The sequence below is a fragment of the uncultured Roseibium sp. genome, from assembly GCF_947499295.1.
Taxonomy (GTDB): domain Bacteria; phylum Pseudomonadota; class Alphaproteobacteria; order Rhizobiales; family Stappiaceae; genus Roseibium.
In genome coordinates this window covers 112,278-137,759 of the sequence record NZ_CANMNP010000001.1, presented here as the reverse complement: position 1 = coordinate 137,759, position 25,482 = coordinate 112,278, and the positions used below count along the sequence as shown (strand labels likewise).

Here is a 25,482-nt window from a genome sequence, read left to right as displayed (position 1 = left end):
CTGCGCGTGCTTAGTTGAAATCTCTTGTCTGTACCGACTGGACGGTTTATATGCGCCATTCAACTGTACTGACTGGACGGTATAAAATGGCGGCGCGCGCTATAGGGCATGCACAGGACTCAAAGTCCGAAATTCTGCAGGCGGCACTTGATCTCATTCGGCAATCTGGCGCAGCCAGCCTGACGATTGATGCTGTCGCGGAAAGGAGCGGTTTCTCCAAGGGAGGAGTGCTCTATAATTTTCCAACCAAAGACGCTTTGATCATAGGGATGGTCGAGTTCCTGGCGGGCCAATTCGAGACAGAGGTCAGTACTGCACGGACTTCGCACAAAACCTCGAAAGCACCGACTTTGTACGCCATGATCGACGTGACTGAAGGCTGGCTACTCGCCAACCGCGACGTCGCACGCGCCATGCTGGCAACCAAGGCCGACAGGCCGGAACTCGCCGAGCCCTTCATGGTCGTAAAAAAGCGCCTGAAAAATGCAATCACACAGGAAACGGATGAGCTCGCAAAAGCCTGGGCAATCTGGGCGAGTCTGGAGGGCCTTCACTTTTCAGAGGCTCACGGCGTGTCGATCCTCTCTGATGATGAGCGGGCTGCGGTCCTTGCCGAGCTTCGCCGGCGCCTGGATGAAAACTAAGATTTGGAGCGAACAAAAAATGTTGGTGTTTCCAAAATTCTCACAACTTCGTTGGGCAGGCATTTTGATGCTGGCCGGCATTGTTTCTGCTTGCCAGGACGATGCAATGGATCCTATCGCGCAGGCCGAAGCGGAACTGCATGCCGCGCCAAGACCTGCAAAGATCTTCACGGTCACCGATCAGATAGGTTTGCTTGAGCGTCGGTTTGCCGGTCGGGTTGCAGCGGTCCAGACGGTCGATTTGTCTTTCCAGGTTCGCGGCAAATTGCTCGAATTGCCGGTGCTTGAAAGCCAGCAGGTCAAGAAGGGGGACTTGATCGCCAGGCTTGATACCGCCGACTACGACAGGGCTGTCCGTGAGGCGACCATCAATGCTGAGCAGGAAAAACGAGAGCTGGATCGCCTGAAGACGCTGTTGGACCGATCGGTCATTTCTCAGTCAGCATTGGACGAACAGCAAAACACCTATGATTTAGCTGTCGAACGCTTGAAAGAGGCAAAACAGAACCTCGAATACACGTCGCTCGAAGCACCGTTTGATGGTGTTGTCTCTGTCAGACTGGTCGACAACTTCACGACGGTCAATGTCGGCACACCCGTCGTGCGTATGCACGACGTTTCAGAGGTTCAGGTCGATATCAATGTTGCAGAGGCGCTGTTTGGACGGGTCACCGAATCTGAAGTCGCTTCCATCGAAGCGAAATTTCCCGCATATAGCGACAAGGTCTTCCCGCTGACCTACCGTGAACACTCCAGTCAGGTTGATGATGTTGCGCAAACCTACCGGATAACGCTTGCGATGCCGAGGGAAGGGGCCGAACAGCTTTTCCCAGGCATGACGGCTTCGGTCATCGTCAAGTTTCTGCCTCAGGGACTAGAGCTGGGCGAACAATTTCTGGTGCCGACCGGAGCAGTCGCCGTTGACGGTGATGGCAACTCCTTTGTCTGGAAATTCGATGACGGCACAGAGGCAGTATCAAAACAGATGATCGAAGTGGGTACCGTCATGGGCGACTTCATGCCTGTCAGCCAAGGTCTTGCGGCAGGAGACGAAATTGTGTCTGCGGGCGTTGCCTACTTGAGTGACGGACAGGTCGTGCGCCGGTTGCGCTGATCCGAACGGGTGCAGGAAAAGGATCAGACACTTGGATATCGCACGCTATTCCATACAAAAGCCGGTCAACACCTGGATGATCGTCATCATGGCTTTCCTGGGTGGATTGTGGGGCCTTTCCACCGTCGGCAGGCTGGAGGACCCGGCCTTCACAATCAAGGAAGCGCAGGTGATTACGGGCTATCCCGGGGCAACTGCGGCCGAAGTTGAAAACGAGGTTACGGAAATCCTGGAAACGGCGATCCAGCAGATGCCTCAGCTGGATTTGATCAAGTCGGTCTCAGAGCCCGGGTTGTCGCGCATCGGCGTTGAAATCAAACCAACATATGACGGCAGCGAGTTGCCACAGGTTTGGGACGAATTGAGACGCAAGGTTTCTGACGAAGTCCGAAACTTGCCGGCTGGGGCCGGAACGCCGCTTGTCTATGACGATTTTGGAGACGTCTACGGACTTTTCTATGCCTTCACAGCGGACGGTTACACCAATCGCGACATTCGCGACACGGTGAAACGCATTCGGCGGGAGCTGTTGACTGTGCCCGGTGTCGGCAAGGTAGAGGTCGCGGGAGAGCCCGAGGACGTCATTTATCTGAATGTCGACCAGGACAAGATGGCAGGTCTGGGCATATCCATGACCGATATCATAGGTGTTCTGGATGCGGAAAACCGAATTCAGTCCAATGGGTCCGGTGTGTCGGGTCAAAAGCGCATCCGATTGATGACGGCATCCGCCTTCGATGACTTCAGAGGCATTCAGGATCTGGTGATAGGCCGGCCGGGTTCAACGGCCATGATCCGCTTGTCCGATATTGCGACGCTGGAACTGGGAGACCCTGAACGCCCTGATCGCCTGATCCGCCATGACGGTCATGAGGCGGTGACAATCGGGGTTTCTCAGGTCGACGGCACCAACATTGTTGAAGTTGGCACAGGCGTCATTGAGAAACTGGCGCAGATCGAAAAGCAACTGCCTGTCGGTATGCAAATCCACCCGATCTACGAACAGAATGTGGTCGTCGATGATTCCGTCAACGGCTTCATTTTGAACCTCGCTGCCTCTGTGGTGATCGTGATTGGCGTCCTGGCTCTGTTCATGGGCTGGCGCGCAGCCCTCGTAGTCGGGACGGTTTTGCTGCTCACGGTCATGGCAACCGTTCTGTTCATGCGTATTTTTACGATCGAGATGGAGCGTATATCCCTCGGTGCGTTGATCATCGCGATGGGCATGCTGGTGGACAATGCCATCGTTGTCGCCGAAGGCATGATGATCAATATGCAGCGCGGCCAAAAAGCGATTGATGCTGCCAGCAAGGTTGTCAGGCAGACCATGTGGCCGCTGCTTGGTGCGACCGTGATCGGCATCATGGCGTTTTCAGGCATCGGTCTGTCGCCGGACGCAACTGGTGAGTTCCTGTTCTCGCTGTTTGCCGTGATCGGTATTTCCCTGATCCTTTCCTGGGTATTCGCGATTACGGTCACACCGCTCTTCGGCAAATACTTCTTTCGGACAGCAAGCGGAAATCTGGACGATCATGATCCTTACAAGGGTTTGATCTATACAATCTATCGTCGCTTCCTTGTTGGCACGCTGCATTTTCGTTTGCTGACCGTGGCCGCTCTTTTGGGAATTACAGTGGCCTGCGTCATGGCCTTCGGAAATGTGAAACAGGCCTTCTTCCCGGACAGCAACACTCCCATTTTCTATGTCCATTATTGGGCTCCGCAAGGCACCGATATCCGGGCAACGGAAGCGGACCTGACCGAGATGGAAAAGGTTGTTCTGGAAGACGAAAGGGTTGAAGCCGTTACGAGCTTTGCCGGCGGTGGTGCGACACGGTTCATGCTCACCTATTCTCCGGAGGATGCAAATCCGGCCTATGGGCACATGATTGTCCGCACCACGGACCGGGAAGTCATCGACGAGCTGGCTTTGGATCTGCGGCGACAGTTTGCCGAGAGCTTTCCGGCAGCCCAGGTGATTACCAAACGGCTCGTGTTCGGTCCGGGAGGCGGAGCAAAGATCGAGGCCCGGTTTACCGGCCCGGATGCAAACGTGCTCAAGCGCCTTGGAGATGAGGCGCAGACCATTTTCAATCTGCCGGACAACGGGCTGGCTGACGTTAATACGGATTGGCGCCAGCGGGAGCTCGTGGTCAGACCGATTTTCGACGAAGACCGCGCTCGGATTTCCGGTGCGACCCGTGAAGAGCTATCGCTTTCTCTGCAATTCGCGACGGAAGGTGTTCGGGTGGGCGCTTACCGGGACGTTGATGAATCAATACCGATCGTCGCGCGAAAAGCCGGCCCCGATGGTATTTCGGTCAATGAAAGCGTTTCGGATTCGCTGATCTGGAGCAGCAGTCAACGCCGCTATATCCCCATTGATCAGGTGGTTCAGGAGTTCCTGATGGAACCACAGGACACGGTGATCCACCGCCGCGACAGAGTTCGCACGCTCACGGTCAAAGCGGAAACGACTGCCGGTGAAACAGCCTCGGCAGCACTGGCCCGAGTTCGCCCCCAGATCGAGGCCATGGCCTTGCCTCCCGGCTACAGTCTGGAGTGGGGCGGCGAATATGAGAGCACCAACGATGCCCAGGCGTCTTTGGGTGCTCAACTGCCGCTCGGCTTTCTGGTCATGCTTATCATCTCGATCCTTCTCTTCGGATCGGTCCGTCAGCCTCTGATCATCTGGTTGATGGTGCCAATGTCGATCAATGGCGTTGCCATCGCGCTTTTGGCGACAGATACGCCCTTTGGCTTCATGTCGCTGCTTGGATGCCTGTCCCTGTCGGGCATGCTGATCAAGAACGCAATCGTGTTGCTGGAAGAGATCGATCTTTTGATCCGCGAGGGCAAGGAGAAATACACGGCAATCGTTGAGGCCAGTGTCTCCCGTATGCGCCCGGTCATGCTGGCGGCCATCACAACCATTCTGGGAATGGCTCCGTTGTTGTCGGACGCCTTTTTCAGGGGCATGGCGGTTACGATCATGGGGGGGCTGGCATTTGCAACGATCCTGACCCTTATCGCTGCTCCAGTTCTTTATGCACTGTTCTTCCGTATAAAGCCGACAAGGGAAGCGCCGAAAGGAGCTTTGCCAGTCAAGGATACGGTTCACGCGACGATAGACGCACAGCCTGCAGAATAGCATGAAACGCATCTTTACTAAGGCGGAGAAATTCGCCTTAGTATATATCTTTCAATGATTTGTGCCGAAAAACAGACTCAATTTCTCAACGAAATGCGGTCGGAAAAATCGTCGCTTTTTGAAAAAAAAGAAGCTCTGGTTTGAGTCGAAGATTGGCGGTTGAGCTGAATGATTTTGGTTCAGCTTGCGTGCGGATCAGCAAATAAAAACCCGCCCGCGAGGCCGGTGCGGGCGGGTTGGTCCAGCTGTTGGGGCGCTCTTTCCGGACCGCGGAAGTCCGGAGGGGCTTTAGGTGCGTGAGGCCATCTCGCGCTGGACTTCAGACCGTGCGGTCTTGATGTTGTCGAGCACCTGGGGGCATGAGGTGCCCGACGCCTGCTTTTCCGAAAGGAAGGACGTCATCCGAGCGTTGAGGTCCTGCAACCGACTCTGTCTGGAGAGAGGCGGTTGCGTTGCAGGTAAAGTCATGAACGGCCAGAACGGGTTCATCGTCGTATTTCCTTGAAAGTGATGCAGCTACTGCAAACTAGTAAACGAGGCGGCTTGCGCTGAGAGCGCCCTCGATACGGCTAATCTCGTCACGCAGGCGAAGCTTGAATTTCTTCAATGATCGAATGTGCTGAGTGTCCGGATAGGGGTGCAACTCTTCGCGGCGGATCAGGGAATCAAGAGTGTTGTGCTGGCTGCGCAAGGATTTCAACCGGTTGTACATCGCCTATCTCTCCATTTCGCTTCGGTTGCTTCGTTGACAACAATGATATGGTGACAAGGCGAAATAGAAGAAATACATTGTTTGTATTAAATCGATAGAAAAAAACTATAGAATGCGAGGGCCAGATGAGCTTCCGCCCATCACCGCGTCAATTGGAGTATTTCATCGCGCTTGCAGAGACGATGCATTTCGGCAAAGCGGCAGAGAAGTGCAATGTCTCTCAGCCGACTTTATCGTCACAATTCAAGCTCTTGGAGGATCAGCTTGGGGCAATCTTGCTGGAACGGGGAGGAGGCAATATCAGCCTAACGGCTGCGGGAGAGAACCTCCTGCCTCTTGCCCGGCAGGCCTTGGAGAACCTAGACGAAATTGTGACGGCGGCACAGGCCGGACGGTCCAACCTTGGTGGATTGATCCGCTTGGGAGTGTCTCCCACTTTCGGTCCTTACTTCATGCCCCACTTCCTGCCGATTCTAAAACGCGACTACCCGGGGCTTGAACTCTATATTCGCGAGGACAGACCCAACCTGTTGGAAGAGGGGATCGCCTCTGGTGCACTTGATTGCGTCATCACGCCGGACATATCGCCCAGCAATCAGCTTGTGGAACGGGTCCTTTGTCACGAGGACGTTTCGCTCGCGGTTCCAAAATCGCATCCACTGGCCGGTCTTGATGTTGTTCCGACTGCAATGCTGCGTGATGAAAAGCTGCTGTCTCTCAGCCAAGGGTTCCGTCTCCATGACGATGTTCAGGCGCTTGCACGTGCTGCCGGGGCGGATTTTCGGCAAGAATACGAGGGAACGAGCCTCGATGCCTTGAGGCAAATGACGTCAATGGGGATGGGCCTGGCGCTGTTTCCGGCAGCCTACATTGCTTCGGAATTCGGTAAGGAGCCCGATTTGCTTCTGAAGAAAGTCGAGGATCTTCCCATGCTCAGGCACATGTATCTCGTCTGGCGGCGCGGCAGCTCGAGAACGGCTCATTTCGAAACTCTGCTGGAGCTTGCGCTTATGGCGGTTGAGGCAATGAATGTGAAAGGGGTGGAGGTGCCGGGCAAATAACGTTCTCCTTGTTGCCGGGCCATCCAAAACATGCCAGCCTTTTCGGCGACGCGAATACGGGAGAAGAACGATGCCAGAGATTTCAAGTGGCAAGGACTGCCAGACCGTGATCACCACGTTTGAAATGACGCCGGGAACTTGTTTCGATCTTCTGGACGAGTTGAAGGAAGCCTACGAGAATTTCATCCGTCACCAACCGGGCTTCATCGGCGCCGGTCTTCATGTCAATGATGCTCAAACACGTATTGCCAACTACTCCCAATGGCGCAAACGAGAAGACTTTCTCGCCATGCTGCGCACGCAGGAAATGCGGGAGCGCAACCGTAGAATAAGCGCACTTTGCAAGAGCTTTGAGCCGGTCATGTATGACGTTGCAGAAAGCTTCGACTAGGACAAGAAGCGACCCGAATTGCCTTCTGCGTAAGCGGAAAACCAATGCCTTAATCAACGCAAACAGCGCTGTGACTGGATTCAAGGATCAATTCAGTCAATTGGAACGGCTCTTTGAGAACAAAGTGCATTTGCCTTGCGCGCGCGAGTTGTAGGGTTCGAAGGGGCCGGATATCTCGTATCATTGCCACGTCGTCGAACTGAATTCCGCAATCATGGACCGCTTTTAGGGGCACCAGTCACACAAAATGTCACTTGAAATTTCCAACTGCGCCGACATTGAGCCGATCCTGCTTTGCGAGGCCATGAACATGGCGTTTTCCGACTATGTCGTCCCGCTTCATCTGAGTGTTGAAAAGTTCACAGATTTTCAAAAACAACGCGGGTTTTCATCCAGACACTCTTTTATCGCAAGGACGAATGATGAAATCGCAGCGTTCTGGTTTTCATCCGCCCCGAACCCGGATTTGGGAGGTGGCACCTATACGCTATCCGTTGGAACACAGCCACAATATCGGCGCAAAGGTCTGTTCGCACAGCTTCTAAAAGTGGTTTCCGGTCAGCTTGCCGCGGAGGGTGCGTCCGGTATGCAGCTTGAAGTAATCAGCACCAACGACAAGGCGGTCGCAGCCTATGAAAACGCGGGTTTTCAAACCGGAAGAAGACTTCGTGTTTGCAAGTTTTCAACAGCAGGGATTGAGGTTTCATCTGCTGGCTGGGACTTGCGGCCGATTGAGATCACTGCGCTTCCCTCCGAGGAAACCGCCTTTTTCGATTGGCAGCCGACACCACAAAACAGCAAGAAAGCCCTGAGTGCGTTGGCCGGAAAGAGCAAGGCAATTTCCGCCCGTGCCAACGGAGAGGTCTTGGGTTGGGTCGCTTTTTATCGTGACGGCTCGGTTGCGCAGCTCGTTGTCAGGAAAGACCAGCGCAGAAAAGGTGTCGGTGGGGCCTTGCTCGCAGCTGCTGCCGAAGCTGTCGACAATGAACAGCTTGTGTTCGTCAATGTAGACAGGTCGGACATGGCAACAAATGCCCTGCTGGACAGGGCCGGTGCTGAAGACCTTCTGGAACAGCTGGAAATGCGCCTGACATTCTGATGGGGGACTGAGCCGTTGCTTCTTTCTCTTCAGGTCACTTCGCGGTTCTTAAACGGGGCGGTTCTTAAACGGGGCATGGTCAGCAAGCGCTTCGTTTTCCCGTTCGACAGCACGGCGTTCATGTTCCAGGAAATCTGCGACCGCATCATGAAGACCTTCATGCGCGATCCAGTGCGCCGAATAGGTCGTTGCCGGAAGATAGCCGCGCGCGAGCTTGTGCGCGCCTTGCGCCCCGGCCTCGACCCGTTTCAGGCCCTTGGCGATGGCGAAGTCGATGGCCTGATAGTAGCAGAGTTCGAAATGCAGGAAGGGATGATGCTCCGTGCATCCCCAGTGTCTTCCAAACAAGGTTTCAGAGCCGATGAAATTCAGTGCACCTGCAACATATCGACCGTGCCGCTTTGCAAGAACCAGCAGCGTGCGCTCTGCCAGCCGTTCGTTGATCAGTGAAAAAAAGTCTCGGTTGAGGTAGGGCCGGCCCCATTTCCGAGACCCGGTATCCAGGTAGAATTCGTAAAATGCGTCCCAATGGGCTTCGGTGAGGTCCGACCCTGTGACCCATTCCACTTCAATGCCATCAGCGCAAAGGGCTTCCTTACGCTCCTTTTTGATCGCCTTGCGTTTGCGCGATGCCAGGTCCGCAAGGAAGCTTTCAAAGCCTTCGTATCCGTGATTTTCCCAGTGAAACTGCTGGTCGGTGCGACGAAGATATCCAAGGTCACCCAAAGTGTCCCATTCTCCCTTCGAGAGGAAGGTCGCATGAACGGACGATGCGCCGGTTTTCTGGCAAACCTGAACCAGACCTGCTGCCAGGGCCTGAAGCCCGGCTTCCCGGTTGACACCCGGTCCGGTCAAAAACCGTCTTCCTGTTGCTGGAGTGAAGGGAACGGAAATCTGGAGCTTGGGATAGTAGTCGCCACCGGCCCGGTAAAAAGCATCCGCCCAACCGTGGTCGAACACATATTCACCTTGTGAATGGCTCTTCAGATAAGCCGGCACTGCGCCAAGCACAGTCTCGTTTTCATCTTGAAGCAACATGTGCCGGGGCATCCAGCCGGTCGCATTTGTGGCACATCCTGAACTTTCAAGCGCTTCAAGAAAATCGTAAGAAAGAAAAGGATTAAACGACGTTTCTTCAGAAGTTGGTTCAAACTCCCTGGCCAACACGCCGGACAGGTCCTTGAGTGATTTGCAGTCGTCGTCTGTCGTCAGGGACCCGCGCCCTGAAAGCTTCCAGCCTGGATTTGCAACCCGGTCCCAAGACTCTCGAGAAACATCCTTCAAAGAAGACAAGATGCGCAAGGTAATGGCTTGTCCGGCATCTGCAGGACTGTCGCCGCCTTGGGTGGAAGTGGAGCTCATACGTTAAAAAAAACCACAGTTTGAAACCTTGATCAAAATGTAGCGCTGCCTTTTTGCGGTGCAAGAGCTTAAGTCAGTTTGAAGTCAAATCCCGAGGCTTTTATCGGGGTCGAACCCCTCGAAGACAACTTGATCTGCATAGCGCGCTGCGATCTCGCGTTGTTCGCGTGTGCGCACGGTCCAGCACATGAGCGGAAGTTTGAAAACAGACCGCAATAGGCTGGGGCCCGCTTTCGGAAGGTCTTTGACACCATAGGATATGAAATCCGGGCGTGTGCGCGGCGCGTGAAGAAGATGACGCAGAATAAACCGGTCAACACGGCTGTAGCTCACATAAGTGCGTCCCGGTTCCGCACCGTCGGCGACAATGCCACGTAGAACCTGCCGATTGTGGTTGCGTGCTATCGAAAGCATGTCCGGGTCGAAGGTTTTTATGCAAACCGGCCCATTGTAGGCCGCAACCTGATCGACAACGTGGCGCACAAAATCGCCCTGAGCATCACGGCGCATCAGCGATTTGATTTCGACAACAATCGGAACTTTGCCTTCGACGAGCGAAAAAAGATCCTGAAGCAGCCAAAGCTTGTCGGTCCCCGTTTTCATATGGATCTTTTCGAGTGCCTTCGAACTGAAGTCGACGACTTTTCCAGATCCTTCGGCCAGCCGATCCAGTGTGTAGTCGTGAAAAACCAGCGCTTCGCCGTCAGCGGTCTCCTGAATATCGACTTCGATGCCGAAGGACCTGTCCATTGCCTCCCGCACCGCAGAGGGTGAGTTTTCCATAATGCCGTTATCCACATCGTGAAAGCCACGATGGGCGATTGGACGGGCGAAAATAGCCTCAAGATCGGGAGACATGAATTGAAATACCGCTTCGGCGTTTGGGCGTAAACTGAGACTTAGTCGACAATCTCGAAGATGGCTTCGATCTCGACGGCAGCGCCAAAGGGCAGGGAGGCGGCACTAACCGCGGAGCGGGCGTGGCGGCCCTTGTCACCCATGGCTTCCACGAGGAAATCCGAAGCACCGTTGATGACCTGTGGCTGGTCTGCAAACTCGCCGGTCGAATTGACGAACCCGACGATCTTGACAAGACGGACGACCTTCTCAAGATCACCGGTGGCCGCTTTTGCCTGAGCAAGCAAATTGATGGCGCAAAGTTTTGCAGCATGCTTGCCTTCGTCAACACCCAGTCCGTCTCCCAGCTTGCCGGTGACTTCGATATTGCCTGCACTCATCGGCAACTGCCCGGACACAAACAGCTGATTGCCCGTTTTTACGAAAGGCACATAGTTGGCGGCAGGCGCAGCTGCTTCTGGAAGTGTTACGCCAAGGTCCGCGAGCCGTGTTTCAATGGTGCTGCTCATGAAATGTCTCCGCAGGATTTCGATCCGGTTGTTTGTCGCGGTGTCTTCGCTCAATTTGGCGACCGGCACAAGATCAAAATTCCACGATGTGAATGGTGGCAAATTGCAAGGAAACAAACTGCAATTGCAGAGCCGCAACGGACCGAAACGCTAAGAACCGAATGTGCAGCACACAAGTTTCGTGCAGATTTGTGCATTCACTATAGCGAAATGCACCGTTTCCCGAATATGATGGAGCAAACGCACTGGCGGCCAGCGAACCGTCGGTGAAACATGAGGTTCTTGATGCAGACTGTCGTGAATTTTTCGTCCAGAGCCGCCACTTTGCTGCTCCTTTCCGGGATCCTTGGTGCGACACCTGTAGCTGCTGCCGGTGCGGCGCCAGTCGGGACAAAACTGGTCCCTCACAGGGCCGTCTACGACATGAAACTTGGAGACACGGAAGAGCAGTCTGGTATCGCCGGGCTCTCGGGCCGCATGGTTTATGACTTTTCAGGAAATGCCTGTGAAGGCTATAGCGTCAATTTCCGGTTTGTGACCGAGTTTCAAGACACCAGCGGCGGATCTCAGATCACCGATCTGCAAACCACCTCCTTTGAAGAACCGGAAGCGGAGAGCTACCAGTTTCTGTCCAAGACATATGTCGACCAGAAACTTGTCGAGGAAACGCGGGGCACCGCACATGCCGGAGCGGATGCGAAAAAGGTTGAGCTGAAACAACCTTCCGAAAAGTCCCTAGAAATAAGCAACGAAGTACTGTTCCCGACCGAGCACCTCCTGTCGGTCATGAAGTCTGCGAAGGACGGCATCCGTTTCGTCGCTGCCGATATTTATGATGGCGCGGAAACAGGCGAAAAGGTCTATGCCACGACGTCTGTGATCGGCACAAAAGCGGTCAACTCGGTCAAATCGAATTCCAGTAGTGCCGATGCTCCGCTGTCCGGTATGAATTATTGGCCGGTGACAGTTGCCTATTTCGACCCTAGTACGGACGATGCATCCGGCGAACTTCTTCCGGTCTACCAGCTTTCCTTCTGGCTTTATGAGAACGGTATCAGTGGCCATCTGAAACTGGACTACGGCGACTTCACAATTCAGGGCACGATGACGTCCCTGGAACTCTATGACGAGACGGAGTGCCAATAGGCGCGCGAGGTCGCAGTCCTCAGGCTATTTGCCTTCCTTGGAAGCCTTGGCCGCGTGCGTCAGTCCGAGTTCAACAGCCGAATTGCCGAATTTGTCCCTGAGCCGGTCGACGGCACGTTCAGCGCTTTTGCGCCGTTCGGCCGACTCGTCCAGCAGGTCCTGAGGGTCAGCCCTGTCGGCTGTTTCCAGATCGCTGACACCAATGCCGATCAGGCGGAAACGCCTGCCGTCCGTCTCGTTTTCGAGCAATGAAACACCGGCAGAGAAGATCCTGTCTGCCAGCTGGGTCGGGTCTGTCAGATGGCGGGCCCTGGTGATCGTCTTGAAGTCCGCCGTCTTGAGCTTCAAAGTTATGCCTCGCCCGGATAAATCCGATTTCTTGAGACGTGCCGAGACCTTTTCAGAAAGATCGCGCAAAATCGGGCGAAGGGTCTCGAAGCTGGAAATGTCCGTTCTGAAAGTGGTTTCGGTCGATACGCTTTTGGCTCCCCGCTGGGGCTTCACCAATCTGCTGTCGTCGCCCTGAGACAAATGAGCCAGACGTAATCCTATGGAGCCGTACTTACGCGCGAGATCGGCAGAATCCATCGTTTGCAGTTGACCGATTGTCCGAATGCCATCCTTTTCAAGTTTCTTTTGAAAAACTTTGCCGACACCCCAAATCCGGCCCACTGGCATGTCTGACAGCACGGATTTGGCCTCCACCGCGCCGATCACCGAAAATCCGCGCGGTTTCTCGAGGTCCGAGGCAAGTTTCGCCAGAAACTTGTTCGGTGCCAGGCCTACTGAGGCACTGATACCGATATCTTCTTCAATTTCCCGAATGAACTTGGCGAGCGTTTCTGCAGGTGTTGCCCGATGCAAGCGCTCCGTTCCGGTAAGGTCGAGAAAGGCTTCATCGATGGACAGCGGCTCGACCAACGGGGTGAGGGCACGCATGCGCTCTCGCATTTCCTTTCCGATCTTGGAGTACTTTTCCATATTCGGTTTTATGACGACTGCATCCGGACAGGCTTCCAGGGCCTTGAACATCGGCATGGCTGAACGCACACCGTATATCCGCGCAATGTAACAACAGGTCGAAACAACACCGCGTTGACCGCCGCCCACGATCACCGGCTTGTCAAGAAGTTCCGGGTTATCACGCTTTTCGATGGAAGCATAAAAGGCATCACAATCAATATGAGCAATGGACAGCAGGTCAAGCTCGCAATGCTTGACGAGCCTCGGACTTCCACAAGTCGGGCACCGGTTCACATCCGCAGACGGACGGGTGCCGCAGTCTCTGCAAAGAGCGGGAGCCTCGGTGGTTGATCGCGTGACGTCCGTCGACATGGATATCTCTGGTGCGGAAGCTGTGGGCCAAGCTATCTGGTTTTCGCCGGCTACAGAATACTGCTGATAAAGCTTTCCGTCTCCTGCCAATCCCCTGTCAGCAGATCAACATGCTCTTCGCGTGTCATTGAGGTCAGGAACCTCGGGTCGGCGATAAACTGGATCTGAATGGACGAGGGCAGGGAGGCGTTCACGGAACTATGGTTGGTTGGGCTGTCGTCGATGAAGACAATGGGAGAAGGTCGGCCCGCGGCGAGGGCCGCGACCGCGCCGCCCTTGGGTCCTGAGTTCGTTAACACCGGATAAGTAAGTCCCTTGGCGGCCAGCAGGTTCTCTCTAACCGGCTTGTTGTGCGCGCCTGGAAGATTTGTCAGTAACACAACGTCCCAATCGTTGGACAGTTTCTGGAGCGCCATGTCAGCGCCCGGTACCATGTCCTGATGTGGGCTGATTTCGTCGAAAAATCTCAACAGCAGTTGCTTGACCTCTGCCGCACTCAGTGATGTGCCGGTTTTCTTGTCGCCGATGTTTCCGGTCAGTCGGTATTCGTACTTCAAGAACATCAGACCGTTGGAATGAAGATAGTCCTCCAAATGGGTCGTCAGATGCAAAATGACTTCATCGACATCACAGACAATCAGCGGTCTACCAGACGCTGGCAAAGCGCGGATCTGACCCAAAACTTCGGGTAAAACCGGTGTCGGTTCAGGCATGGTCTTCCACACCTCCGCTCAAGGCATACCGGGCGGCGGCGATCATGGTCGGTCGGATGCTGGCATTTTCACAAAAGGCAAGCAAAAGAGCTTCGTCCATCATGTAGAACTCCAGAACGCCAGCAAGAAATCCTGGCTCTCCTGCTGCTTCCCGAATCATTTCTGGGCCAATACCTGAAAAAGCCAGAAAACGACCTATCTGTTCTGGCTCCCGGCTCAACTGCAGCAGTGCTTCAGTGGCAATTCCTTGTGCTTCTTCAACGGATAATGACTTTCCGTGTATATTTTTCATTGTGTTTTTTTGCCTTTCTGAAACGATTCCGGGTTAGAAGAAACCTAATGCGGACCGGGGAAGGGTTCCATAGCGGATCAGAATTGCCGCAAATTGAAAGATGGGACCGGCTCCGAGCCGGGTGAAGGGCCGGACTTATGGCAAAATCGGTGTTGATCGTCGAAGACAACGAGCTGAACATGAAATTATTTCATGATCTGCTTGAGGCGCACGGTTACGACACCTTGCAGACCCGGACCGGAATTGAAGCTCTCAAGCTTGCGCGGGAACATCACCCGGACCTTATCCTGATGGACATCCAGCTCCCGGAAGTTTCCGGGCTAGAGGTCACAAAGTGGATCAAGGAAGACGAGGACATTTCGTCTATTCCCGTAATTGCAGTGACAGCATTCGCCATGAAGGGTGATGAAGAGCGCATTCGGCAAGGTGGATGCGAGGCCTATATCTCGAAGCCCATTTCAGTCGCCAAGTTTCTGGAGACGGTGCGCGCCTATCTCGGCGAAGCTTGACCGGCGTGCCGGAAAATACTGCGCCAGTGAAAGATTTCGCAAAGACTTCGAGCAATCACGAGTTGTCGTAACTCGTTCATGAGCTGCGACTCTGGTCAATGAAAACGAATTTCAAGCTCACATTAAGGTTACGAATTTACTAAAACCGCATTGTTTCTGTGTATATTTCGCGGAATTTATTGCAATCAGGCAACAATAAGGTACTGTGGCCGAAGATTAGGGTTTTCCCTGATGGCCTTGTTGACGCGGTTGTGATTGCCGCGACGTTAATCTGGTATTTAGTTTCCCCTCGGAGTGCTCAGGTCCGCCGCATCTCCTGGGTCCGTGGGGCAGGTCGGTTGGGAACCGGCCGATGAGTGGCCTCCTCGAATGCCGTGTTCCCGCCGACCACAAATTCTCTCTGAACATCACACTTTTGACTTCTCGCGTCTAAAGCCAAGCGCGAGGTCACGTCAAAAAAACAAAACCCGCCGAAATGGCGGGTTCCGATCGTTGCTTCATTCAAAACCAGATTACTTGATCTTGGCTTCCTTGAACTCGACGTGCTTTTTGGCAACCGGGTCGTATTTCTTTTTGACCATTTTTTCGGTCATCGTGCGGGAGTTCTTCTTGGTGACATAGAAGAAGCCGGTGTCCGCCGTGGAGAGGAGCTTGATTTTGATTGTTGTCGCCTTGGCCATGGCCTTGGATCCTGTTCTCTTGTGTCGGGCAAAGAATTCTCGCGGCCAGATTGGCTGGCGGTGACTCTACCCCAATGTCTGAAATCAGCGCGCAAAGTACTCATCAGGTTGTCAAAGTCAAGCGTTGCGTGCGGTCCTGGACGATTTTTAACGGGTATCGGCAATGCGCGCGAACCAGCGTGTAGGGGAGTGAGCGGCCAAGACTGGCAAACCTACTCGGATTTCGGTACGCGGTTGGCAACCGCCTTGATTTCGATCACAGCCCCGTCCCGCACAAATCCGGCCACTTCAACGGCAGTCCAGGCGGGATAGGGTTCCTCGACAAACTCTGCGCGTATCTTCTTGAAAAGCTCAAGATGGTCTTTCAGGCCAATGTGATAGGTCGTCATTTCCACAAGAGCATTATAGCTCAGGCCCGCTTTGGCAAGCACCAGCCCCACCTTTCGGAAGGCCATGCGAATCTGTGTTTCAGGATCACCGGACAGGTTTCCGTCTGCGTCAGCACCGGTAAATCCTGAAAAGAACAGGAAATCTCCGCAAGCCAGTCCTGGCGACATTTTCCAGTCGCTGTAATACCCCTCCAACTCGTCAGGAATGATAGCGCGGTCTTTCATGGAACAAGGCTCCATCTGTTGCAGCTGTTCAACTATAGCATCGCAGCAGGCGATACGGTGCGCTGAATTCCGAACAGCTACAAAAAGTCCCGCACAAACGCACCGTTGCGAAAATAATAGTAAGGAACGGCAGTGCCTGGAGACAGGTCCGGGTCCGTTTCCAGTCGGCTTTCCAGGTCGGCCAATATCTTTGTCGTGATCAACGGCAGCTCTTTTTCTCGCGCCTCTTCAAGCGTGAGCCAGGCACAGTCTTCCAATTCCCCGGAAGGACCTTTCCCATCCGGCAGCCTATCGGCGATCGCATCGGCCCAGACCGAAAAGAAACGGGTGTCGAAGCGGCGAGGGCGTTTCGTCGGGGTAACCGCCCTGGCGATCATGCGCAGGCCGCCAAGGTCCGGCTGAATGCCGCGTTCCACGAAAGCCTCGAAGCCTGTGCCGAGCCGTTGAGGGGTTCCGCTGTCCTTCTTGCCGATGAAAAGCCCGGCTTCTTCATAGGTCTCTCGGATTGCGGCAAGTGCGAAAGCACGGACACGTGCTTCGGTCTTGACCTTTTTCAATCCCTTTGAAAGACGCGCCTGAACGTCCGGGTGATAGGGAAGCACATTTGCTACTCTGGAGTCTGCCGGATCGACCCGTCCGCCGGGGAAAACGAATTTTCCGGGCATAAACGTGTGGCGCATGTGCCGACGGCCCATCAGCAATCTGACGTCACCCGATCCGTCCCTGTCGAGGATGAGCAGCGTAGCAGCGTCCTTCGGCCGGATATAGGGGTAGTCGCCGGCCTTTTCGTCTTTTGCCAACTGCTTTTCGAATGAACCGGTCATGGGGTGCCTTCGTGCCCCGCCGACATGTCGATAACGGGCATGTCGTCTTCGGCTTCGGGATCGAAACCGTGCATATAGAGGGCCCATTGCAGACCGACCAATGCCCCCTTTACGGGCCGCATGAGAGCGAGTGCCAGGAAAACGGTGAGTGGCAGCCAGATCGACATGTGGATCCAGATTGCCGGGCGCCACATGACCTCGACAACCAGAAGGGCTGGAATGATGATGTGGCCGACAATGGTGATCGTGAAATAGGGCGGTGCATCGTCCGCGCGATGATGATGAAACTCTTCACCGCAATTCGAACAGGCATGGCGTGTTTTCAGAAAGCCGTCAAAGACCTTTCCTTCGCCGCAGGCCATGCAGCGATTGAATGCGCCCCGCAACATTGCCGGCATGACTGCTCGGCGCGGTTTGGCTGCTTTCTCGGGCGGCGCAGCAAGGTTTTCATTCAACTCATAGCGAACCGTCACGAGGCCCTCCTTCGGCTTTGTTTCCGTGTGGAGGTCTTGTTGCGTCCGCCTTTGGGCGGACCGCGCCGCGCCTTGGGAGTTGCTTTGCGAATACGTTTCCCTGCCATCCGTCCATGGCTGAGAATCTCGAATTTGAGAGCTCCGGCAAATGGCGCAGCTTCAACAAGCCTGACTTCCACCTGGTCACCAAGTTGATAAGTCTCGCCGGTTTTGTCACCTATCAAGGCATGCGACCCTTCGTCGTAGCGATAGTAGTCGACACCAATCGTCGATGCGGGAACGAAGCCATCAGCACCGGTGTCTTCAAGGCGCACGAAAAGTCCAGACTTTACGACACCGGCAATTCGTCCCTGAAACGTCGCGCCGATCTGGTCGCTCATCCAAAGCGCGATCAGGCGGTCGATGGTATCGCGCTCCGCCAGCATCGCCCGGCGTTCGGCAGAAGATATTTCTGCGCCGATAGCTTCGAGTTTGGCCTCAATTCCGTCTTGCAGACCATCATTGCCAAGGCCCAGGGCCGATATGAGGCCGCGATGGACAATCAAATCCGCGTATCGGCGGATGGGTGATGTGAAATGAGCATACCGCCGCAGGTTCAGTCCGAAGTGGCCGATATTTTGCGGCGTGTATTCTGCTTGTGCCTGACTGCGCAGGATCACCTCGTTGACCAGATGCGCCTGCGGCGTGTCTTTGACCTTGGCCAATATTCCGTTGAACACCGCGGGCCTCAATCCACCGGATGATGGAAGCTTCATGGACAATGTTGACAGAAACTCCTTGAGGCTTTCAAGTTTTTCTGGGGTAGATGCATCGTGAACCCGGTAGAGCAGGGGCGACTTCTTTTTTTCCAGTGTTTCCGCTGCTGCGACATTCGCCTGGATCATGAACTCTTCGATGAGTTTGTGTGCATCGAGGCGCTCAGGAACGTAGACATGATCAACAGTGCCGTCGGGCTTCAATTTGATCTTTCGTTCAGGCAGGTCAAGCTCCAGAGGTTCCCTGGCCGAGCGCCCCTTCTTCAAGACCTCGTAAGCTGCCCACAGTGGCTTCAGAACGCCCTCAAGGAGCGTTTCTGTCCTTTCGTCGGTTACACCGTCTATGGCTTTTTGAGCTTGCAGGTAGGACAGCTTGGCGGCCGAGCGCATCAGAACCCGGTGAAAGGTGTGATTGACCTTGCGTCCGGTCTTGTCAAAGACCATGCGCGCACCCATCGCAGGCTTGTCTTCTTTTTCCCTCAAGGAGCAGAGCTGGTTTGAAATGCGCTCCGGCAACATGGGAATGACGCGATCCGGGAAATAGACCGAGTTTCCCCGCAAGTGTGCTTCCCGATCCATCGGCGATCCGGGCGTGACATAATGGGCCACATCGGCGATCGCGACATATATGACATATCCGCCTTCATTTTGCGGATCGTTGTCCGGTTCCGCATAGACGGCGTCGTCGTGATCCTTGGCATCGGGTGGGTCGATGGTGATCAGCGGAACCTGACGCCAGTCTTCGCGCTTACCCAGTTTTTCAACGGGTTTGGCGCTGTCAGCCTGCTGCACAACTGCGGACGGAAAGACATGCGGAATGCCAAGCGACTGAAGTGCAATCTCCGAAACAGCCTTTTCCGAGTTCATGGAGCCGAACCGCTCCACGATGGATGCGCGCGGGTGGCCATATCGACCGGATCTCGTCACCTGGACACTGACGAGGTCGCCGTCGTCAGCTTCCTTCATCTCTGCCGGGTCAACATCCAGTTCCCGTTGCTTTCGGTCTATCGGCTCCAGATAAGCCGGTCGGTTTCCGTCGCGTTTGCGAAGGATGCCGAGGATAGCGCCTTGCCGTTTTTCTAGAACTCTGATGACACGGCCGACATGTTCCGCTTCCGGGCCGGTCTCTGCTTCAGTCAGGCGGATGAGCGCTCTGTCTCCGACCCCGGCCTGGGTATTCTTGGTCTTGCCGGTAAGAACTAGAATTTTTGGTGGTGCACCTGCTTCCTCGTCCCAATCGACCGGAGTTCCCAGGAGCTCGCCATCCCTGTCGCGGGCGTTCAAGCTGACGATAAAGACGGACGGCAAGTCGCTTGGCCGGATCATGCGCTTGTTGCGCTTTTCAATCAGACCGTCATCTGCCAGGTCCTTGAGCATTTTCTTGAGATGAATGCGCGCGCCGCCGATGATCCCGAAGTGGCGTGCGATTTCCCGCTTGCCCGCACGCCCGGGATTGTCAGCGACAAATGCGAGAATATCCTCACGGGAGGGCATTTCGCCGGGTACCTTGGCGTGTTTTCGGTTTGTATGTTTGCGCGTGTTAATGCGTTTTGCGCTCAAGAGGCGTCATCCCAGGGTACCTCGTCCGACGAAGCATCCACTTTGGCCTTGGTGGAAGTCTTTTTTGTGGTGGCCTTCTTGGTCGTTGTCTTTTTCGCCGTGCTTTTCTTGGCAGTTGCCTTTTTCTTTCCGCCGCCCTTGGCGGCCTTTGCGGCGATCAATTCAAGCGCTTGTTCCAACGTGACTGCCTTTGGATCCGAATCCTTTGGCAGAGTGGCGTTGATTTTGCCGTGTTTGACATAAGGCCCATAGCGACCTTCATAGACATTGATGGGACCGCCCTCGTCGGGGTGGTCGCCGAGTTCCTTCAACGGTGTGGCCGCAGCACCGCGCCGACCACCGCCTTTGGCACGCTTTTCGGCAAGCGCGTCGACGGCACGATTGATGCCGACGGAGAAGACCTCATCCGGCGTGGACAGATTGGCGTAGGTGCCTTCATGAAGAACGAAAGGTCCATAGCGGCCAATACCGGCGCTTATCATCTTGCCGTCTTCAGGGTGAGGTCCGACCTCGCGAGGCAAAGATAGAAGCTGAAGAGCCTTGTCCAGGTCCATATCAGGCGCGGACCACCCCTTGGGCAGAGAGGCGCGTTTTGGCTTGGCTTCTGCGCCAAGCTGAACATATGGACCGAAACGACCGGTTCTTAGCGATACTTCCTGTCCGGTTTCCGGGTCGACACCGAGCACCTTGGGGCCTTCATCCGCGTCGCCATCTTCGCCGCTCGGTTTGCCCAGTTGGCGGGTGAACCCGCATTCGGGATAGTTGGAACAGCCGATAAAGGCGCCCCAGCGGCTGACTTTCAGTGAAAGTTGTCCAGTGTCGCATGACGGACATTTGCGCGGTTCGGTACCGTCTTCCTTGGGCGGGAAGATATGCGGACCAAGCAGCTCGTTCAGCGCGTCAATTACTTGTGCAACGCGCAGATCCTTGATTTCATCGACCGCACCGGAGAAACCGGTCCAGAAGTCCCGCAGAACGTCGAGCCAGGAAAGCTCGCCAGCTGAAATCTTGTCGAGTTTCTCTTCAAGACTCGCTGTGAAATCGAACTCAACATAGCGCTGAAAGAAGCTTTCAAGGAACGCAATAACAATTCGGCCCTTGTCCTGCGGTACCAGTTGCTTCTTGTCGAGCTCGACATAGTCGCGGTCGCGAAGCGTTTGTAGCGTCGATGCGTAGGTTGACGGACGGCCGATGCCGAGTTCTTCCATCTTCTTGACGAGACTAGCCTCGGTGTAACGGGGCGGAGGTGTCGTAAAGTGCTGGCTTGATTCAATCGCTTCCGTCGATCCGTCGACGGAAGTCGCGCTCAATGAAGCGCCCTGATCGACCAGAGGCAGACGCTTTGAGTTTTCGTCGTCGTCGTCGTCGCGGCCTTCCTGGTAAAGAGCCAGGAAACCATCGAAGCGCACGACGGACCCTGTTGCGCGCAAGTTGGCACGCTTGCCCGAGCCATCGGCGACAATTTCGATAGTCGTACGCTCCAGCACAGCCGATTCCATCTGCGACGCCATGGTGCGCTTCCATACCAGCTCGTAAAGTCTGGCCTGGTCCGGATCGAGGAACTGGGCAACATCCTTGGGACGGCGGGAAAGGTCGGTCGGTCGGATCGCCTCGTGTGCCTCCTGGGCATTCTTTGCCTTCGAGGAATATACACGCGGTTTTTCAGGTACGTATTTGTCGCCGAAGTCCTTGCCGATCACCGAGCGGGCCGCAGCAATTGCTTCACCGGCAATTTGCACGCCGTCTGTACGCATGTAGGTGATCAGACCGGATGTCTCACCACCTATGGAAATGCCTTCATAAAGCTTCTGCGCAACTTGCATGGTACGGGACGCGGCAAACCCGAGTTTGCGAGAGGCTTCCTGTTGCAGGGTGGAAGTTGTGAATGGCGCAGCCGGATTGCGTTTGGCGGGCTTGGAAGCAACGCTGTCTACGCTGAAACTGGCGCTTTCCAGCATGGTCTTGATAGTGGTGGCTTCCGTCTCGTTCTTGATGTCGAGACGGCCGATTTTCTTGCCGTCGAATCCGGTCACTCCTGCCTGAAACATATCGCCGGCAGGCGTCTTCATATTGGCGAAGATCGACCAGTATTCCTGAGATTCAAAGGTTTCAATCTCCATTTCCCGGTCGCAAATCAGTCTCAGGGCAACGGACTGAACACGCCCGGCCGAGCGCGCGCCCGGCAGTTTGCGCCACAAGACCGGAGAGAGGGTGAAGCCAACCAGATAATCGAGCGCGCGGCGGGCAAGATAGGCATCGACAAGCGGGGCATCCAACTCGCGTGGATTGTCCATCGCTTCCAGGATTGCCTTCTTGGTGATCGCATTAAAGACCACACGTTCCACCTGCTTGTCCTTCAGGACACGCTTTTTCTGCAACACTTCAAGCACATGCCATGAGATGGCTTCGCCTTCACGGTCGGGGTCGGTTGCCAGAATGAGACGGTCGGCTTCCTTGACTGCATTTGCAATCTCGGTCAGACGCTTTTGGGACTTGGAGTCCACTTGCCAGCTCATGGAAAAATTGTCGTCCGGCAGCACCGAGCCGTCTTTCGCCGGCAAGTCGCGCACGTGGCCATAGGAAGCCAGAACAGTGTAATCGGAGCCTAGATATTTGTTGATCGTCTTGGCTTTCGCCGGCGATTCCACAATGACGACGTTCATTCTTACCCAAATAATTTTTGCCGGAAACGGGGCTGCCGACCGGTGGAGAAGGAGATCTTTCAGATACTGCGTTGGCGCAGACGATCAAGGATCGCGCGCCGCCTGTCAAATGGACCTTTGAGACACATCGGTCAAGTTATTCGCTGCTGATACGGGTTATCCACTGAGATTCAAGAGATTTCTTCCTATCACATCAAGAGTGAGATTTTGTTGCCCGGATGCCGTTCAAGACGTCCGCCAAGCTCCAACTCGAGAAGCAGGACGTGAAGTGTGCGGGCATCGACTTCGGCAAAGCGGATGAGTTCGTCTACATCGACTGGTGTTGGACCGAGTGCCGAAAGAAGCTTGTCCCTAAGCTTTCCACTTGGCTCTTCCCGGGCTGGGGACGGTCTGCCGGGTTCCAGCAGTTTTGGCTGAAGCGGCAGGACGGGCTCAAGTCGTCCCGACAAGCCCTCCAGGATGTCCTCAACACAAGTAATAAGAGCTGCACCTTGCCGGATCAATCCGTTCGTTCCGGCTGATCGCGGGTCGAGAGGGGAGCCGGGAACGGCGAAAATGTCACGGTTCTGTTCCAGAGCGTAGCGCGCCGTATGAAGCGAGCCGGAGGCTTTGGCCGCTTCGATCACGATGACACCCAGGGAAACCCCTGAAATTAGTCTGTTTCGCCTCGGAAAATCGCGCCCGCGCGGTTTCCAGCCCAAAGGCATTTCACTGATCGCGGTTCCGCCAGCATCCAATATGCCGGCAAGCAAACGGTCATGTTCGGGTGGATAGAGAATGTCGATACCACCTGCAAAGGCGGCAATCGTGCCGGACCGGGTCGCAGCTTCGTGGGCTGCTGCGTCAATGCCTCTGGCGAGCCCCGAAGCGATGACAAATCCTTCTTCACCAAGTTCCTTTGCAAACCTTGCTGCCAGCTTGCGGCCCGAAAGCGAAGCGTTTCGAGCGCCGACTATTGCAAGCATGCGAGATTGACCGAGTGCGTTTCCACCTTTCACAGACAAAACTGGGGGAGGAGCGTCAATATGCATCAAATGCTGCGGATAGTCCTGTTCGCCATAAGCGACAAGCCGGGCACCTTTGGAGCGGTGGGAAGAAATTTCGGCTTCAGCTTCTGCGAGTGAACAGATCTTGATCGCCTTCTTGCCGCCGCGACGGGACAGTGCCGGTAGCATCTCCAAGGCATTTACGGCAGATCCTGCATGATCCATCAGATCGTGGAACGTTGCCGGACCGATGTTCTCAGATCGTATTAGCCGAAGCCATGCAAGTTTCTCGGCCTCTGCGAGGCTCTTGCTTTTATATTGAGCTGAGCTGCTCACGAGCCTCCGTTGTCCGGCTCGGGTGCCGTTTCTACTGCTGGTTTGGAAGTCGAGCCGATCTTGCTCTCTTGTCCTTTGAGAAGACGGCCAATGTTTTCATTGTGTTTTAGCCAGAGCAGGACCGAAAGCAGCAGGAAGAGTTCCGCAAACTGCGCTTGCTGGAAAGCCACAAAGAGCAGGATTGGCGTCAAAAGGGTCATGGTCAAAGCTGACAGGGACGAATAGCGGAAAACGACAGCCATCGCGACCCAGATTGCGGCAGCCAAAAGAAACATCGGCCAATAAAGACCAAGCAGAATGCCCAGATAAGTGGCGACGCCTTTTCCACCTTTGAATTTCAGCCAGACAGGGAAAAGGTGTCCGAGAAACGCGCCCAAGCCGGCAACAACCGCCATATCCTGACCATAGAACGAACCCGCGACCAGCACCGCGACAGTTCCCTTCAGCCCATCACCCAGCAGTGTGGCCGCTGCAACGGCCTTGTTGCCCGTACGCAGAACGTTGGTTGTCCCGATGTTGCCGGAGCCGATCTTGCGAATGTCTCCAAGGCCCGCCATGCGCGTGAAGATCAGGCCAAACGGTATCGAACCGAGCAGATAGCCGAAGACAAGCGCAGCAACAAAATATGGCCAGGCGAATTCCCAGCTTATCGGATCAGGCACGCTCTTTTCCTTCAGGTAGTGCACGAGGCAATTTGCACCGGCACTGTAACGGTATCGCTTATCGGATCAAGGAGATCGTCGTCAAAACGGCTTGCCTGGTGGAATAGGGTGTTGATCACCAACAGAAATCAGGCACCACATTTAATCTGACAGTTTGTACTTTTCAGCTTCGACCACCAGGGAGCCGAAGGGAAGCGAAATGGCCGCCCGGAGAGGCACCAGATAGGGTTTGCTGCCAACGGGTGCGAGCCAGACCTCCATGGATTTGTTGGCAGCGAGCTCCTGAATGGCTTTGCGCTTCGGCCGGTGACCTGAAACAGGCTCATAACGTACCCGGCAGACGATTACCTTGCCCTTGAAACGCCGGTCAGCCGTTTTTGTGGTCCGCGTGCTTTTGTAGCTCAGGTGCGCATCATATCGCTCCTTGCCATCGTAGATACGCAGAGTTCGGTTGCAGCTTTCCTTCTTCAGTCCGTTCGGTGCAGGTAGGATGGCGGCTGACAGGGGATCAAGGACGTTCTTCAGGTGACCTGCTGTTACCTTTATCCGCTCTTTCATTCGATCCTGAGGAGGATCGACTGCAACCTTTTTGACATCCCTGGAGCGTATTGTCATTGCGACCGAACCACTGTCATCCTCACTCTTGATGTCAAGTGAATAGGCTTCAGGCTGTAAATTGCGATCTCGCACACCGCCGCGCACTTCGGCTGAACCTCTGCCGTCGGAAACGAGTCGCCCGAATGCTGCTGTCTGTCCGTTTGCACTCAGCGAATAGCTTTCGTCGTTCACATTCAGCAGCAGGACGCCTGACCCGATGGGCAGCCCAAGCGCATAGAGCTTGTATTTCAAATAGAGATCCGCTCCTGCCGCCGGTGCGAGGCTTATCAGTTGGAGCGAAAAGAAAAATGCCAGCAAGCGCATAGAGCGGTCCAATCCGGTTCATCGTCGCGAACAAGATCCCGGAGAATTGTGGCACCAAACAGGACGCCGGAACATCTTGGCCCTGCTTGCAGTCTGGTCTGGATGCCAAAGC

24 protein-coding genes are annotated in these 25,482 nt (G+C 55.0%); 8 read left to right on the top strand and 16 right to left on the bottom strand.

Translation table 11 applies throughout. The annotated features are described in order from the left end of the window. Positions 1–86: 86 nt before the first annotated feature. The 3 genes from Q0835_RS00645 to Q0835_RS00635 are packed head-to-tail and all read left to right on the top strand — an operon-like array spanning position 87 to position 4,909. A complete protein-coding gene (locus Q0835_RS00645; protein ID WP_298957800.1) occupies positions 87–644 on the top strand; it encodes a TetR/AcrR family transcriptional regulator in 558 nt (185 codons plus the stop codon). A 19-nt stretch (positions 645–663) separates the two neighbouring features. Next, positions 664–1,758 (top strand): efflux RND transporter periplasmic adaptor subunit, encoded by a 1,095-nt coding sequence (locus tag Q0835_RS00640; protein ID WP_298957798.1) that lies wholly within the window; start codon positions 664–666, stop codon positions 1,756–1,758. Positions 1,759–1,789: 31 nt separating this feature from the next. Continuing rightward, positions 1,790–4,909 carry an efflux RND transporter permease subunit gene (locus tag Q0835_RS00635; RefSeq protein ID WP_298957796.1) on the top strand — a complete coding sequence of 1,040 codons (3,120 nt, stop codon included), beginning with the start codon at positions 1,790–1,792 and terminating at the stop codon, positions 4,907–4,909. A gap of 526 nt (positions 4,910–5,435) precedes the next feature. Here Q0835_RS00635 and Q0835_RS00630 read toward each other — a convergent pair. Next, a complete protein-coding gene (locus tag Q0835_RS00630; RefSeq protein WP_298957794.1) occupies positions 5,436–5,621 on the bottom strand; it encodes a YdcH family protein in 186 nt (61 codons plus the stop codon). 125 nt (positions 5,622–5,746) lie between these two features. Between Q0835_RS00630 and Q0835_RS00625 the strand changes: the two genes are divergently transcribed. From Q0835_RS00625 to Q0835_RS00615, 3 genes are all read left to right on the top strand, one after another. Beyond that, complete coding sequence (locus Q0835_RS00625; RefSeq protein ID WP_298814301.1) at positions 5,747–6,682, top strand: LysR substrate-binding domain-containing protein; 936 nt, start codon at positions 5,747–5,749, stop codon at positions 6,680–6,682. Positions 6,683–6,752: 70 nt separating this feature from the next. Continuing rightward, complete coding sequence (locus Q0835_RS00620) at positions 6,753–7,073, top strand: antibiotic biosynthesis monooxygenase (RefSeq protein ID WP_152502201.1); 321 nt, start codon at positions 6,753–6,755, stop codon at positions 7,071–7,073. Positions 7,074–7,320: 247 nt separating this feature from the next. Further along, entirely contained in the window at positions 7,321–8,172 is an 852-nt protein-coding gene (locus tag Q0835_RS00615; protein WP_298957792.1) for a GNAT family N-acetyltransferase, read from the top strand. Between the two features lie 48 nt (positions 8,173–8,220). On the opposite strand, the gene Q0835_RS00610 is transcribed toward Q0835_RS00615, so the two are convergent. The 3 genes from Q0835_RS00610 to Q0835_RS00600 form a co-directional block, all read right to left on the bottom strand. Continuing rightward, entirely contained in the window at positions 8,221–9,534 is a 1,314-nt protein-coding gene (locus Q0835_RS00610) for a GNAT family N-acetyltransferase (RefSeq protein WP_298957791.1), read from the bottom strand. A gap of 84 nt (positions 9,535–9,618) precedes the next feature. Then, positions 9,619–10,392, bottom strand: a complete 774-nt coding sequence (locus Q0835_RS00605; RefSeq protein ID WP_298957789.1) for a glycerophosphodiester phosphodiesterase family protein — start codon at positions 10,390–10,392, stop codon at positions 9,619–9,621. A 41-nt stretch (positions 10,393–10,433) separates the two neighbouring features. After that, positions 10,434–10,901, bottom strand: coding sequence for a RidA family protein (locus Q0835_RS00600; protein WP_298957787.1), 468 nt, complete (start codon positions 10,899–10,901; stop codon positions 10,434–10,436). A 285-nt stretch (positions 10,902–11,186) separates the two neighbouring features. Here Q0835_RS00600 and Q0835_RS00595 point away from each other — a divergent pair, with 285 nt between their 5' ends. Then, positions 11,187–12,047, top strand: coding sequence for a cell envelope integrity EipB family protein (locus tag Q0835_RS00595; protein ID WP_298814287.1), 861 nt, complete (start codon positions 11,187–11,189; stop codon positions 12,045–12,047). A 24-nt stretch (positions 12,048–12,071) separates the two neighbouring features. Here the strand turns inward: Q0835_RS00595 and Q0835_RS00590 are convergent, their stop codons facing one another. The 3 genes from Q0835_RS00590 to Q0835_RS00580 are packed head-to-tail and all read right to left on the bottom strand — an operon-like array spanning position 12,072 to position 14,387. Then, positions 12,072–13,382, bottom strand: coding sequence for a DNA polymerase IV (locus Q0835_RS00590; RefSeq protein ID WP_298957785.1), 1,311 nt, complete (start codon positions 13,380–13,382; stop codon positions 12,072–12,074). Between the two features lie 50 nt (positions 13,383–13,432). Continuing rightward, on the bottom strand, positions 13,433–14,095 hold the full coding sequence (locus Q0835_RS00585) for a hypothetical protein (RefSeq protein ID WP_298957782.1): 663 nt from the start codon (positions 14,093–14,095) through the stop codon (positions 13,433–13,435). Continuing rightward, positions 14,088–14,387, bottom strand: a complete 300-nt coding sequence (locus Q0835_RS00580) for a DUF3572 domain-containing protein (protein ID WP_298814281.1) — start codon at positions 14,385–14,387, stop codon at positions 14,088–14,090. The genes Q0835_RS00585 and Q0835_RS00580 overlap by 8 nt, the downstream gene beginning before the upstream one ends. Positions 14,388–14,524: 137 nt before the next feature. Between Q0835_RS00580 and Q0835_RS00575 the strand changes: the two genes are divergently transcribed. Next, entirely contained in the window at positions 14,525–14,896 is a 372-nt protein-coding gene (locus Q0835_RS00575; RefSeq protein ID WP_298814279.1) for a response regulator, read from the top strand. Between the two features lie 512 nt (positions 14,897–15,408). Here the strand turns inward: Q0835_RS00575 and rpmG are convergent. The 9 genes from rpmG to Q0835_RS00530 form a co-directional block, all read right to left on the bottom strand. After that, positions 15,409–15,576, bottom strand: a complete 168-nt coding sequence (gene rpmG, locus Q0835_RS00570) for a 50S ribosomal protein L33 (RefSeq protein WP_055676652.1) — start codon at positions 15,574–15,576, stop codon at positions 15,409–15,411. Positions 15,577–15,788: 212 nt separating this feature from the next. Next, on the bottom strand, positions 15,789–16,190 hold the full coding sequence (locus Q0835_RS00565) for a RidA family protein (protein WP_298814278.1): 402 nt from the start codon (positions 16,188–16,190) through the stop codon (positions 15,789–15,791). Positions 16,191–16,267: 77 nt separating this feature from the next. Next, on the bottom strand, positions 16,268–17,014 hold the full coding sequence (locus tag Q0835_RS00560; protein WP_298814277.1) for an NUDIX hydrolase: 747 nt from the start codon (positions 17,012–17,014) through the stop codon (positions 16,268–16,270). Next, positions 17,011–17,487 (bottom strand): DUF983 domain-containing protein, encoded by a 477-nt coding sequence (locus tag Q0835_RS00555; protein WP_298814276.1) that lies wholly within the window; start codon positions 17,485–17,487, stop codon positions 17,011–17,013. The genes Q0835_RS00560 and Q0835_RS00555 overlap by 4 nt, the downstream gene beginning before the upstream one ends. Next, positions 17,484–19,736 (bottom strand): ribonuclease R, encoded by a 2,253-nt coding sequence (gene rnr, locus Q0835_RS00550; RefSeq protein ID WP_298958581.1) that lies wholly within the window; start codon positions 19,734–19,736, stop codon positions 17,484–17,486. The genes Q0835_RS00555 and rnr overlap by 4 nt, the downstream gene beginning before the upstream one ends. 62 nt (positions 19,737–19,798) lie before the next feature. Beyond that, a complete protein-coding gene (gene topA / locus Q0835_RS00545) occupies positions 19,799–22,465 on the bottom strand; it encodes a type I DNA topoisomerase (RefSeq protein ID WP_298957780.1) in 2,667 nt (888 codons plus the stop codon). Between the two features lie 188 nt (positions 22,466–22,653). Next, positions 22,654–23,787, bottom strand: coding sequence for a DNA-processing protein DprA (gene dprA / locus Q0835_RS00540; protein ID WP_298957778.1), 1,134 nt, complete (start codon positions 23,785–23,787; stop codon positions 22,654–22,656). Then, positions 23,784–24,449, bottom strand: coding sequence for a glycerol-3-phosphate 1-O-acyltransferase PlsY (gene plsY, locus Q0835_RS00535; RefSeq protein WP_298957775.1), 666 nt, complete (start codon positions 24,447–24,449; stop codon positions 23,784–23,786). Before plsY ends, dprA begins: the two co-directional genes overlap by 4 nt. Positions 24,450–24,590: 141 nt before the next feature. Further along, the gene (locus tag Q0835_RS00530) at positions 24,591–25,370 is read right to left on the bottom strand and encodes a DUF3108 domain-containing protein (RefSeq protein ID WP_298957773.1); all 780 of its coding nucleotides are present in this window, start codon (positions 25,368–25,370) and stop codon (positions 24,591–24,593) included. Positions 25,371–25,482: the final 112 nt, after the last annotated feature.

Coding starts and splice junctions, on each gene's coding strand:
- Q0835_RS00645 (WP_298957800.1), top strand. CDS start 87: ATGGCGGCGCGCGCTATAGGGCATGCACAGGACTCAAAGTCCGAAATT.
- Q0835_RS00640 (WP_298957798.1), top strand. CDS start 664: ATGTTGGTGTTTCCAAAATTCTCACAACTTCGTTGGGCAGGCATTTTG.
- Q0835_RS00630 (WP_298957794.1), bottom strand. CDS start 5,621: ATGTACAACCGGTTGAAATCCTTGCGCAGCCAGCACAACACTCTTGAT.
- Q0835_RS00625 (WP_298814301.1), top strand. CDS start 5,747: ATGAGCTTCCGCCCATCACCGCGTCAATTGGAGTATTTCATCGCGCTT.
- Q0835_RS00620 (WP_152502201.1), top strand. CDS start 6,753: ATGCCAGAGATTTCAAGTGGCAAGGACTGCCAGACCGTGATCACCACG.
- Q0835_RS00615 (WP_298957792.1), top strand. CDS start 7,321: ATGTCACTTGAAATTTCCAACTGCGCCGACATTGAGCCGATCCTGCTT.
- Q0835_RS00610 (WP_298957791.1), bottom strand. CDS start 9,534: ATGAGCTCCACTTCCACCCAAGGCGGCGACAGTCCTGCAGATGCCGGA.
- Q0835_RS00605 (WP_298957789.1), bottom strand. CDS start 10,392: ATGTCTCCCGATCTTGAGGCTATTTTCGCCCGTCCAATCGCCCATCGT.
- Q0835_RS00600 (WP_298957787.1), bottom strand. CDS start 10,901: ATGAGCAGCACCATTGAAACACGGCTCGCGGACCTTGGCGTAACACTT.
- Q0835_RS00595 (WP_298814287.1), top strand. CDS start 11,187: ATGCAGACTGTCGTGAATTTTTCGTCCAGAGCCGCCACTTTGCTGCTC.
- Q0835_RS00590 (WP_298957785.1), bottom strand. CDS start 13,382: ATGTCGACGGACGTCACGCGATCAACCACCGAGGCTCCCGCTCTTTGC.
- Q0835_RS00585 (WP_298957782.1), bottom strand. CDS start 14,095: ATGCCTGAACCGACACCGGTTTTACCCGAAGTTTTGGGTCAGATCCGC.
- Q0835_RS00580 (WP_298814281.1), bottom strand. CDS start 14,387: ATGAAAAATATACACGGAAAGTCATTATCCGTTGAAGAAGCACAAGGA.
- Q0835_RS00575 (WP_298814279.1), top strand. CDS start 14,525: ATGGCAAAATCGGTGTTGATCGTCGAAGACAACGAGCTGAACATGAAA.
- rpmG (WP_055676652.1), bottom strand. CDS start 15,576: ATGGCCAAGGCGACAACAATCAAAATCAAGCTCCTCTCCACGGCGGAC.
- Q0835_RS00565 (WP_298814278.1), bottom strand. CDS start 16,190: ATGAAAGACCGCGCTATCATTCCTGACGAGTTGGAGGGGTATTACAGC.
- Q0835_RS00560 (WP_298814277.1), bottom strand. CDS start 17,014: ATGACCGGTTCATTCGAAAAGCAGTTGGCAAAAGACGAAAAGGCCGGC.
- rnr (WP_298958581.1), bottom strand. CDS start 19,736: ATGCCCTCCCGTGAGGATATTCTCGCATTTGTCGCTGACAATCCCGGG.
- topA (WP_298957780.1), bottom strand. CDS start 22,465: ATGAACGTCGTCATTGTGGAATCGCCGGCGAAAGCCAAGACGATCAAC.
- Q0835_RS00530 (WP_298957773.1), bottom strand. CDS start 25,370: ATGCGCTTGCTGGCATTTTTCTTTTCGCTCCAACTGATAAGCCTCGCA.